Raw genomic sequence first — 10,013 nt, 5'->3', positions numbered from 1 at the left:
GGCCACGGCTCCGGGCACCTGGCTCCTGGCTCCTGGCTCCTGGCTACGGTGTCGGCCCCCGCCGCGGTCCCGGCCCCGGCGTGGGCGGTGCGAGCCAGTAGAGTCTGCCCGCATCTGCGGGCGCTGCGCCCGCCGGAGGCCAGGGAGCCAAGCGTGCTGATCCCACACGACATCCGCATCGCCCTCGACACGGTGGTCGATCTGGTGAACACCGCACCGGAGAGCGGGGCGCCCGACGGCGGGCCCTCGGACAAGATCGCCGGGACGACGGAGCTGCACGCCTTCGCGGCACACCATCGCGTCAGCGGAGTCGACCGGCTCGGCGAGAAGGACCTACGGGCGGTGTGGGACGTACGCGCGAAGTTCGCTGCGGTCTTCGCGGCCACGGACGCCCGGGGCGCGGCCGATCTCGTCAACCAACTGGTCGCCGCCGCGGGTACCACTCCGCAGCTGACCGACCACGACGGGTACGACTGGCACATCCACTACTTCGCACCGGGTGCGTCGATCGCCGACCACCTGGCGGCCGACTGCGGCATGGCGCTGGCGTTCATCGTGGTCACGGGTGAGCAGGAGCGGCTGCGTCGCTGCGAGGCTCCGGACTGCGGCCGGGCGTTCGTCGACCTCTCGCGCAACCGCTCCCGTCGCTACTGCTCCAGCCGCACCTGCGGCAACCGCCTCCATGTCGCGGCGTACCGGGCCCGGCGCAAGGAAGCGACCGGCTGAGCGGGCCCGCCCAGCCCGCCCCGGCACACGGCCCGGCGGGCACGGCCCGCCCCCGGTTCCCGGCGCGTCGCACGTCGCCGGGGCGGCCCCGGCTCACGGGGCGTATCCGGGTCACAGCAGGAAGAGATCGTGCAGTGCGGCCATGAGGATCAGGCCGCCGACCACCGTGAGGAAGATCATCAGCGGCGGCTGGGAGAGAGCGAAGAGGCAGCCACGCGGCTCTTCGGCGGTCTGTGCGGGGGCTTCGCCCTGGGATGTGTCCAACATTTCGTAGCGATCATGACCCAGCCGGGGCCGCCGCGTTGATCAACCCAGCTTTTGGGACCGGGAGTTCACCTCGAAGAAGTGCAAAAATCGCTCACGCGTACGACTTCCCTCCGGGCGTTCGCCTGGCCGCGGCGTCGGAAGCCGCGTCGGGGGTCGGCCATGTCAGCGATGGGCGGCGCTGGAGGACCGGACGACGAGTTCGGGCTGGAGGAGTACGTTCCGGTGCTCGTGGGTGCCGGAGTCGTCGTCCGCTTCCTCCAGAAGCAGCTCCGCCGCGAGCTGCCCCATCCGGACGGCGGGCTGCCGGACGGAGGTGAGCGGGACGGCGGCGGCCGCGGCGAACTCGATGTCGTCGTACCCGACGATGGCGACGTCCTCCGGCACGCGCACCCCGGCCGCGTAGAGCGCCTGCAGGACGCCGAGGGCGAGCAGGTCGTTGGCGCAGAAGACGGCGGTGGGACGCGGCACCAGGCCGAGCAGCCGGGCGCCGGCGTCGCGGCCGGCCGCGACGTCGAGCCGGTCGGAGGAGATTTCCACGAGCGCCTCGGGGGGCAGACCCGCCTCGGCGAGGGCCGCGAGGGCCCCCACCCGGCGATCGCGGATCTGGTGGAGATCGCCGAGGCCGCTGACGTACGCGACGCTCCGGTGGCCTGCTTGGAGGAGGTGGCCCACGGCCAGCGCCCCGCCGCGTACGTCGTCCACGGAGACGGAGCAGGAGTCCGGGCCGGACGCCACCCGGTCGACCAGGACGAACGGAATCCGGTGGCGGCCGAACGACTCCAGATTGCGTCCGCTCGCGTCCGCCGGGGTGACCAGAACGCCGCAGACCCGCTGTTCGGCGAAGAGGCCGAGGTATTCGGCCTCTTCGGCCGGGTTCTGGTCGCTGTTGCAGACCATGACCCCGAGGCCGGCCTTCCGGGCGGCACGCTCGGCGCCCCGGGCCACGTCCACGAAGAACGGGTTGCCCATGTCGAGGACGAGCAGCGCCATGATGCGGCTGCGGCCGGCCCTGAGCTGGCGGGCGGACTCGCTCCGTACGTAACCCAGCTCCTCGATGGCGGCGACGACGCGGGCGCGCGTCTCCGGCAGCACCGCGTCGGGCCGGTTGATGACGTTCGAGACCGTGCCCACCGAGACGCCGGCCCGCCGGGCCACATCCTTGATCCCTGCCACACGCGCCACTTGTCCTGCCCCACTGATGCCCGCCGCTGCCCTCGGCCGCCGTGCCCGGTCGGCAGATTTTCCCCATCGTACGGAGAACCCTCGCCGGTCCGGGACCCGGGCGGGCTCATGAAATGATTCAATCCGCGGGCGGGAGCCCACTCCTCCGGCATCGGACCGCTAGGGCCTTCCACCGTCGCAGTGCGGGGCCGCGCACCGCTTTCCCCGTGGCTTCTGAATCAATTCAGGCCGACGCGGACGCCGACGGGCCGGGCACGGGGGCCGTGGACGGCTCAGAGGCCGTGCTTCTTCAGGATGGCCTCGATGTCGCTGAAGTCGTCCCCCGGCTCCGTCTTCTTCGTCTCGCCGGGCTTCGTCCCGGGACGGGTGCCGGGGCGCTGTCCGGTAGCCACCGGTCGGAGGGAGGGCGCGGAGGCGGCCGGGGCGATCCTGTCGCCTTCCCCGCCCCTGCGCGCGGCCTTGCGCTCCTCGCGGGTCAGCCCGCGGCGGCGCTCCACCGCCCGCGTGGTGACGAAGAGCAGCCAGGCGGCGCCGAGCAGTACGAAGCCGATCCACACGCTCGGCTTGAACGCGATGCCCGCCACCCATTCCACGACGCCCGTCAGGACGAGACCGATCGGGACGAGCGAGTACGCGGCGATCCGGGCGGCCGCGAGGAACCTCTTGCGGTAGGCCGTCACCGCGGCGATCCCCAGGCCCGCCGCCGAAGCCGCGGAACAAATGGTCTCGGCAATCATCGGAGCCTCCAGCGGCAGGAACGGACGTCCCCTCCATCGTGCACCGGCCGCCGTGGACCGGGCCATGGCATCGGCCGATCGTCAGGGACTTTTCGGGGTCCGGCTCCTCCTGAGGGGTGTCCCGCACCTGCTGGTGGAGCGCCCCGGGGAGGGACCGGCGCCGGCAGGTCGCCGATTGGGTGGTCTCCGCGCCTGCTGGAAGACTGGCCGCATGAGCGATTCCACCCCCGCAAGCCCCGTCGTCGTCGATCTCTGGTGCGAGCTCGAATGCCCCGACTGCCACCGCGCCCTCACCGACGTGCACGCCCTGCGCGCCCGGTACGGCGACCGCGTCGAGATCCGGCTGCGGCACTTCCCGCTGGAGAAGCACAAGCACGCGTACGCGGCGGCCCAGGCCGCCGAGGAGGCCGCGGCCCAGGGCAAGGACTGGCCGTACATCGAGGCGGTACTGGGGCGGACCGCCGAGCTGTCCCGAGCGGGCGAACCGTTGCTGCTGGAGATCGCCGGTGAACTCGGCCTGGACGCCGAGGAGTTCGACACCGCACTGATCGACGGCCGGCATCTGCTGATCGTCGACGCCGACCAGGCCGAGGGGAAGGCGATCGGAGTGACAGGCACCCCGACCTACGTCGTCGGCGACGAGCGTCTCGACGGCGGGAAAAGCCAGGACGGGCTGCGCGAGCGGATCGAGTCCATCGTCGACCGGCTGCTCGCGGCCCAGGGCTGACCGGGCCCGGCAGGCCGGGGCCCGCAGGGCTCCTCTCCCGGGCTGCCGGCGTCCTGGAGCCCGTCGCCCGGAAGCCTGCCGGTCCGCAAGCCGTGTCCCCGACCTCACGGGTCGATACACCTGAAGCGTGTCGCGGAAGTGGCGCCGTCCGCCCGGAGGGCGGACAGGCGGGACTTTCGCTGCACGCTTCAGAGCGCCTTCACGAGGTTGTACGAGGTGGGCTCGTACCCCAGCGACTCGTAGAGTCTGCGGGCCGGCGTGTTCGACGTGAAGACGTGCAGCCCGATCCGGTCGAAGCCCGCGCTCCGCGCCATGTCGTCGGCGAGTCCCATGAGGGCGCGGCCGTACCCCCGCCCCCGGAACTCCGGGTCCACCTCGACGTAGAAGACGTGCCCGACGGACTCGCCGGGCCCGGCGGGACGGCCTGCGACCCAGACGTGGCCCACGGCCCGGCCGTCCTCCTCGCGCTCCAGGACGTCGATGTACGCGCCCGGGGTGGCCAGGCCCAGCGGGAGGAGCCGCGCGTGGTCGGTCTCCGACTTGTGGCGGGCCTGCTCCTCGGGGACACCGCGCTCGGCCCACTCCCGTGCGTACTCCTCGTGGCGGGTGGCCAGCCACGGTACGAACTCCGCGGGCCGCATGGGGCGCCCCGCCAGACCGGGCGGGAGCACGGCGGCCGTCAGGGCGGTCGCCTTCTCCATGTTCCGGCCGCGTTCGGTGTAGCCGAGCACGGCGGCGAGCCCCAGCGCCGCTTCGTTCCCCGCCGGGATCTCGGCGCGCACCTCCACGCACCCCCACTCCCGCAGCACTTCCTCGGCGGCGAGCGAGGCGATGATCGCCCGCCCCCGGCGGCGGCGGTGCTCCTCGACGCGGAGACCTTCGAGGACCCCGGCGGCCGGGCCGAAGGCCGGGTCCGTGGAGAGGGTCACGGCACCGACGGGCCGCCCGTTGTCGCACACGTCGTACGTACGGCTCCGCGCGCCGTCGGCGCTCTGCTGGGTCGGCCCGGTCGGCCGCAGGGTCGTGGTCACCGGACCCGTTCTACCGGCCCGGGGGCCTCCCGGTCACCCCCGTCCCCGGAAGCGGGCCGCCGTCCGGTGGACGACCCTCAGGGGGCGGGGCGGGCTCCGGACGCCACGGCCAGCAGCCGGGAGGCCTTCAGCTCGGTCTCGTCCCACTCCCGCGCGGGGTCGGAGCCCCAGGTGATGCCCGCTCCGGTGCCGAAGCGCAGGAGCGGCACGGGTCCGGTGCGGTCGATCCAGAAGGTGCGTATGCCGACCGCCAGCTCCGCGGTCGACCGGTCGGCGTCGACCCAGCCGACCGCGCCGCAGTAGGGGCCGCGGGGCGCGGTCTCCAGTTCCTCGATGATCCGCAGCGCGCTGGACTTGGGAGCCCCGCTCACCGAACCGGGCGGGAAGGCGGCGCCGAACAGCTCGGGCCAGCCCGCACCGTCGCCGAGCTCCCCGCGCACGGTGGAGACGAGATGGACCAGTCCGGGGTGCTTCTCCACCACGCAGAGATCGGGGACGTGCACGGTGCCGGTGGCGCAGACACGGCCCAGATCGTTGCGGACCAGGTCGACGATCATCACGTTCTCCGCGTGGTCCTTCTCCAGCAGGTCCGCCTCGGTGCGCCCGGTTCCCTTGATGGGCCCGGACTCGACGGTCCGCCCGTCGCGCGAGAGGAACAGCTCCGGGGAGGCGGTCGCGATCTCGATCCCGTGGCCGGGCAGCCGGAGGGTGCCGGCGTAGGGGGCGGGGTTGCCACGCGCGAGAAGGGCCGTCAGCGCGTCCACGTCGGCGCGGTCGGGATCGGGCAGTGGCGCGGAGAGCACCCTGCAGAGGTTCGCCTGGTAGACCACGCCGGTCGCGATGTGCGCGCGGACGCGGCGTACGGCCTCCTGGTAGGACTCACGGTCCATGGAGGAGGTCCACTCCCCCGGGCCGGGGCCGCGCCAGGCCCCGGGGACGGGCGGGGGCACCGGTTCCTCGCGTAGGGAGGAGAAGCGCGCGCACACGACACGCCCCTCGAAGTCCGCGGAGACGGCCCAGAAGCCGGCGGAGTCGAGGGCCTCCGGATCGCTGGTCACGTCCCGGAGGTCGAAGGCTACGAGGCCGCCGAAGCGGGCCATGGGGGCAATGTCGGACACGCGGTCGAGTGTAGGTCGCGGGTCCCTCGGACCGGGGTGGAGCGAGGGGGCCGCAGCACGCTGCGCAAACGCGTTTTTGTGCTGGCCCAGGAATCCGCTAGAGTTCAACACGTCGCCGGGACGCGCAAGCGAAACGGGAAAGACAAGCGGACGTAGCTCAGTTGGTAGAGCGCAACCTTGCCAAGGTTGAGGTCGCCAGTTCGAACCTGGTCGTCCGCTCGCAGGAAAAGGGGGATCTTCCCGAAACCCCTGATTCTGGTGGAGTGGCCGAGAGGCGAGGCAACGGCCTGCAAAGCCGTCTACACGGGTTCAAATCCCGTCTCCACCTCCAAGGACGATTAGCTCAGCGGGAGAGCGCTTCCCTGACACGGAAGAGGTCACTGGTTCAATCCCAGTATCGTCCACTGATCCGCAAGGATCTTCCCGCGCGATTAGCTCAGCGGGAGAGCGCTTCCCTGACACGGAAGAGGTCACTGGTTCAATCCCAGTATCGCGCACGCAGCACACGCAGGTTCACCCTGCGCGATTAGCTCAGCGGGAGAGCGCTTCCCTGACACGGAAGAGGTCACTGGTTCAATCCCAGTATCGCGCACCACGGAAAACCCCGGTCGTCTCCACGACCGGGGTTTTCGCTGTGTCGGCGTCGCGTTCCGGAGCACCTCGGGAGGTCCGGAGGTGCCGCCCGGCGTGACCGGCGGGCGGCTGTGCCGGCTCAGGAGGAGAAGAGCATCCGGCCGAAGCTCTTCTGGCGGTGGTGGTGGTCGTAGTGGCCGCCGCCGTGGTGCTGCTGCGGCGCGCCCCACGCGGGGCCGGCGGCCGGGTAGGCCTGCGGGGCCGGCGGCGCGGGCGGCGCCTGCTGCGTCCACTGAGACTCCAGCCGCGTCAGGGCCTCCAGCTCGCCGAAGTCCAGGAATATCCCCCGGCAGCCGCTGCACTGCTCGATCTGGACACCATTGCGGTTGTACGTGTGCATCTGGGCGTGGCACTTCGGACACTGCATCATCGGCTCGGCTCCTCGCCGTTCGGTGGTCCGCCACCGGAATTCCTGCCCGACGACGGTCGGTTCACCCTACGACGTGCGGCGGGCCGCCAACTCGGGCGGGAGCGAGGCGATACGGGCGCACGCGTCGGTCATCATCCGCTCGACCTCGTCGGGCTCCCGGCCCTGCTCCTGCGCTTTGGCGAGGGCGAGGGCGGCGGTCTGCACCGTGAGGGCCCGGGCGGGCACGTCGAGTTCGGGCCAGGGGTCGCCCACCGGCGGGACGGCGGGACCACCCCCCGCCCGGTAGGCGCCCAGGAACCGCGTCCAGACCGTCCCGGGCAGCAGACCGGCGGCGTACCAGGCGGCGGGCCTGGCGAGGTCCCAGGCGGGGTCGCCCGTCCCCGCGTCGTCGATGTCGATCAGCATCCAGGGGCCGTGCGGGGCCGGGTGGCGGACGAGCTGGCCGAGGTGGAGGTCACCGTGGCAGAGGAACCCCGCTCGGCCTTCCGGAGCCGGCGCCTCGTCGCGGGCCCACCCGGGCAACGCCGCCCAGGCGGCGAGGACCGCTCCGCGGGCCGGGTCGGCGGAGCGGGCCGCCCGCATCCGGGCGACGGCGAGCGCCGCCTTGGCGGGCCCCCGCATCGGCGGGAGCGGCACCCGGGGCGCGGTGCGGTGGAGGCGGGCGAGGAGGACGGCCGCCTCCTCCCAGGGAGCCGCCTCGTGGTCCCCGGGGTCGACGGGGTCTCCGTACGGCCAGAGCGTGACGGGACGTCCGTCCGCATGCGGGAGCGGGTGCGGTGCGGGGAGCGGCGGCAGCAGCACGCCACGGAGCGCGGGCGCGGCGGCGAGGGCGAGGCGGGCGGCGAAATCCGGGCCGCCGGTACCGGGGGCGTGGGCCTTCGCGACGACTCCGCCGCTGCGGACGACGGTTCCGTCCGGCCGGTCGGCGAGCACCGCGGGCGGCGGACAGGGGCACCGGGCGCCGGAGACCGGGTGGGCGGCGGCGTGGGCCAGCCCGCCCAGTGTGCGTACGACCTCGGCGCTGCTCACGGGTCCCCCGGCAAGAGTGGTGGCAAAGCCCCAGGTTAGCGGGGCGGGCTTCGCGGCCCGGAGTGTGCGCAGGTCCCCGGGCCCGCTCTTCGGCCCCTGCGGTGGTGTGTGGTGCGCGCGGGTCCCCCGGCGCGGGCCCTCGGCGCGCGGTCCGCACCCTGTGGCGGTTCGGGAGAGCGCGTTGTCCGGCCGGCTCCCCAGCCGGCCGGACAAACGCTGCCGTCCGCCGTACCCCCGTCCCCACGGGGCTGTTGGCCGGATGTCCGGTCCGGACCGCTCTTCCGGACCGGGAGGCGCCGGTCAGCGCCCCATCATCACGCCCACGGACGACGCCTGTGCGACCACTGATTCCCAGCCGCCGAAGACGACCACCAGCAGTGCCGCCAGGGGAAGGACCATGGCCACCGCCACGAGCGGGTGGCGGGTACCGGACGGACGGCCGCCGAACGCTTCGTACGCCTTGCGTCCCTGCGCGCGGAGCGTGGTCCGCGTGGCCGTGTCCGGCATGGTTCCTCTCCTGACCGAGGTGAACGTCGGCGGCCCGTCCCGGCCGGGAGGGTTCCGCCCTCGTTCGTTCCCAGCCTAGGGAGAGCGGGCCGGACGGGCGTCATGCCCGCGTACCGATCGGCGGGCCTCCAGGAGGATGAGCCATGGGCAGCCGGAGTACTCCCCTGGGTGGAGACGGGGTGTACGGGGGCGGAGGCGGGCCGGAGCCGCCGGGCGGGGAAGCCTTGCGGCCGCGGGCGGTGTCCGTCCGGAAACACGGCACGACGGGTGACATCACTCACGCCGCGTCCTCCCGGCCCTGCTCCCCCGGCGGCGAGGGAGCCGGGCCCCGGGGCTCGCGCGATGCGGGCCGGACGGCCCGGGGGACGGCGCCCGGGCCGTCCGGAGTACGGCGGCGAGGCACCAATCCCCGCACACCGATGCCCCTTTGGACCCGGCCGGGGAGGGAATCGCCCGGATCGGCTTACTGCTGACCGTTCTTCACGCGTCCTGTCCGGCACGGACAATCGAATCCCCGGTGAAGGCGCGGCCTCTGAGCGCGCCGGGCGCCGGGTACGTAAGCTGTGCCTCGTCAGGCGGACCAGGCAGCGGGGATGGGCAGACGATGGCGATGATGCGGCTCCGGCGCGAGGACCCGCGTCTCGTCGGCTCGTTCCGGCTGCACCGGCGGCTCGGGGCCGGCGGGATGGGTGTCGTCTACCTGGGTTCGGACCGGCGGGGACAGCGGGTCGCCCTCAAGGTGATCCGGCCCGACCTGGCGGAGGATCAGGAGTTCCGGTCCCGGTTCGCGCGCGAGGTGTCCGCCGCGCGGCGCATCCGCGGCGGCTGTACCGCCCGGCTGGTGGCCGCGGACCTGGACGCCGAACGGCCCTGGTTCGCCACGCAGTACGTACCGGGTCCTTCGCTGCACGACAAGGTCGCCGAGGAGGGCCCCCTGTCCGCCTCGGAGGTGGCCTCGATCGGGGCCGCGCTCTCCGAGGGCCTGGTCGCGGTCCACGAGGCCGGAGTGGTGCACCGGGACCTCAAGCCGTCGAACATCCTCCTCTCCCCCAAGGGCCCGCGGATCATCGACTTCGGTATCGCCTGGGCGACCGGGGCGAGCACGCTCACCCACGTCGGTACGGCGGTCGGCTCCCCCGGGTTCCTCGCGCCGGAACAGGTGCGCGGCGCGGCGGTGACACCCGCGACGGACGTCTTCTCGCTGGGCGCCACCCTCGCGTACGCGGCGACGGCGGACTCCCCTTTCGGGCACGGCAGTTCCGAGGTGATGCTGTACCGGGTGGTGCACGAGGAGCCGCACCTCGCCGAGGTCCACGACGCACTCGCTCCGCTGGTGCGGGCGTGTCTGGCGAAGGACCCGGAGGAGCGGCCCAGCACCCTGCAGCTGTCGATGCGGCTCAAGGAGATCGCGGCGCGCGAGGCACAAGGGCTGCACGAGAGCCGTCCGCCCGTCCAGCGTTCGGCGCACGAGGCCGACCGGCCCACCGGCAGGCTCGACGGTCCGTACACCGAGCAGCAGCAGACACGCAGGCACGAGGGGCCGCCGACCGGGCGTTCACCGCAAGGCCGTCGTCCCGCGTCCGCCCCGGCGGGTCCGGGAACGTCCGGGAGCACGTCCTCGGCTTCGGTGTCCGCCTCCCGACCGGGTCCCGGGGCGTCCCGTCCGGGGGCCGTACGGCCCCGGAC

The 10,013-nt window shown here is 73.3% G+C and carries 11 protein-coding genes and 5 tRNA genes; 8 read left to right on the top strand and 8 right to left on the bottom strand.

From position 1 onward, the window contains the following. Nucleotides 1–153: 153 nt before the first annotated feature. A complete protein-coding gene (locus tag ACFWEP_RS25520) occupies nucleotides 154–726 on the top strand; it encodes a CGNR zinc finger domain-containing protein (protein ID WP_387373215.1) in 573 nt (190 codons plus the stop codon). A gap of 111 nt (nucleotides 727–837) precedes the next feature. Here ACFWEP_RS25520 and ACFWEP_RS25515 read toward each other — a convergent pair whose 3' ends face one another. The 3 genes from ACFWEP_RS25515 to ACFWEP_RS25505 all read right to left on the bottom strand — a co-directional run bounded on the left by ACFWEP_RS25515 (nucleotide 838) and on the right by ACFWEP_RS25505 (nucleotide 2,912). Beyond that, nucleotides 838–993, bottom strand: a complete 156-nt coding sequence (locus ACFWEP_RS25515) for a hypothetical protein (protein ID WP_387373213.1) — start codon at nucleotides 991–993, stop codon at nucleotides 838–840. A gap of 162 nt (nucleotides 994–1,155) precedes the next feature. Further along, nucleotides 1,156–2,175 (bottom strand): LacI family DNA-binding transcriptional regulator, encoded by a 1,020-nt coding sequence (locus ACFWEP_RS25510; RefSeq protein WP_387373211.1) that lies wholly within the window; start codon nucleotides 2,173–2,175, stop codon nucleotides 1,156–1,158. 272 nt (nucleotides 2,176–2,447) lie between these two features. Beyond that, entirely contained in the window at nucleotides 2,448–2,912 is a 465-nt protein-coding gene (locus ACFWEP_RS25505; RefSeq protein WP_387373209.1) for a hypothetical protein, read from the bottom strand. 211 nt (nucleotides 2,913–3,123) lie between these two features. Between ACFWEP_RS25505 and ACFWEP_RS25500 the strand changes: the two genes are divergently transcribed. Continuing rightward, on the top strand, nucleotides 3,124–3,639 hold the full coding sequence (locus ACFWEP_RS25500) for a DsbA family protein (protein ID WP_387373208.1): 516 nt from the start codon (nucleotides 3,124–3,126) through the stop codon (nucleotides 3,637–3,639). A 188-nt stretch (nucleotides 3,640–3,827) separates the two neighbouring features. Here ACFWEP_RS25500 and ACFWEP_RS25495 read toward each other — a convergent pair whose 3' ends face one another. Both ACFWEP_RS25495 and ACFWEP_RS25490 read right to left on the bottom strand, forming a co-directional pair. Then, nucleotides 3,828–4,670, bottom strand: coding sequence for a GNAT family N-acetyltransferase (locus ACFWEP_RS25495; protein ID WP_387373206.1), 843 nt, complete (start codon nucleotides 4,668–4,670; stop codon nucleotides 3,828–3,830). Between the two features lie 77 nt (nucleotides 4,671–4,747). Next, a complete protein-coding gene (locus ACFWEP_RS25490) occupies nucleotides 4,748–5,788 on the bottom strand; it encodes a chorismate-binding protein (protein ID WP_387373204.1) in 1,041 nt (346 codons plus the stop codon). Nucleotides 5,789–5,934: 146 nt separating this feature from the next. Here ACFWEP_RS25490 and ACFWEP_RS25485 point away from each other — a divergent pair. The 5 genes from ACFWEP_RS25485 to ACFWEP_RS25465 all read left to right on the top strand — a co-directional run bounded on the left by ACFWEP_RS25485 (nucleotide 5,935) and on the right by ACFWEP_RS25465 (nucleotide 6,383). Next, nucleotides 5,935–6,007 (top strand) — tRNA-Gly (locus ACFWEP_RS25485). 38 nt (nucleotides 6,008–6,045) lie between these two features. Beyond that, nucleotides 6,046–6,119 (top strand) — tRNA-Cys (locus tag ACFWEP_RS25480). A 1-nt stretch (nucleotide 6,120) separates the two neighbouring features. Next, nucleotides 6,121–6,192 (top strand) — tRNA-Val (locus ACFWEP_RS25475). 21 nt (nucleotides 6,193–6,213) lie between these two features. Beyond that, nucleotides 6,214–6,285, top strand: a tRNA-Val gene (locus ACFWEP_RS25470). A 23-nt stretch (nucleotides 6,286–6,308) separates the two neighbouring features. Then, nucleotides 6,309–6,383, top strand: a tRNA-Val gene (locus ACFWEP_RS25465). A 117-nt stretch (nucleotides 6,384–6,500) separates the two neighbouring features. Here ACFWEP_RS25465 and ACFWEP_RS25460 read toward each other — a convergent pair. The 3 genes from ACFWEP_RS25460 to ACFWEP_RS25450 all read right to left on the bottom strand — a co-directional run bounded on the left by ACFWEP_RS25460 (nucleotide 6,501) and on the right by ACFWEP_RS25450 (nucleotide 8,327). After that, complete coding sequence (locus tag ACFWEP_RS25460; protein WP_387373202.1) at nucleotides 6,501–6,791, bottom strand: zf-TFIIB domain-containing protein; 291 nt, start codon at nucleotides 6,789–6,791, stop codon at nucleotides 6,501–6,503. Nucleotides 6,792–6,857: 66 nt separating this feature from the next. After that, a complete protein-coding gene (locus ACFWEP_RS25455; RefSeq protein WP_387373200.1) occupies nucleotides 6,858–7,820 on the bottom strand; it encodes a phosphotransferase in 963 nt (320 codons plus the stop codon). Between the two features lie 300 nt (nucleotides 7,821–8,120). Further along, the gene (locus tag ACFWEP_RS25450; RefSeq protein ID WP_387373198.1) at nucleotides 8,121–8,327 is read right to left on the bottom strand and encodes a hypothetical protein; all 207 of its coding nucleotides are present in this window, start codon (nucleotides 8,325–8,327) and stop codon (nucleotides 8,121–8,123) included. A 604-nt stretch (nucleotides 8,328–8,931) separates the two neighbouring features. Between ACFWEP_RS25450 and ACFWEP_RS25445 the strand changes: the two genes are divergently transcribed. Further along, nucleotides 8,932–10,013: serine/threonine-protein kinase (locus ACFWEP_RS25445; protein WP_387373196.1), on the top strand; the 1,082-nt coding region annotated here is incomplete at its 3' end.

The organism is Streptomyces sp. NPDC060198 (assembly GCF_042728415.1).
In the GTDB taxonomy this organism is placed as follows: Bacteria; Actinomycetota; Actinomycetes; order Streptomycetales; family Streptomycetaceae; genus Streptomyces.
Note: the sequence above shows the minus strand (reverse complement) of the source record. Positions and strands in the feature narration are given on the sequence as shown.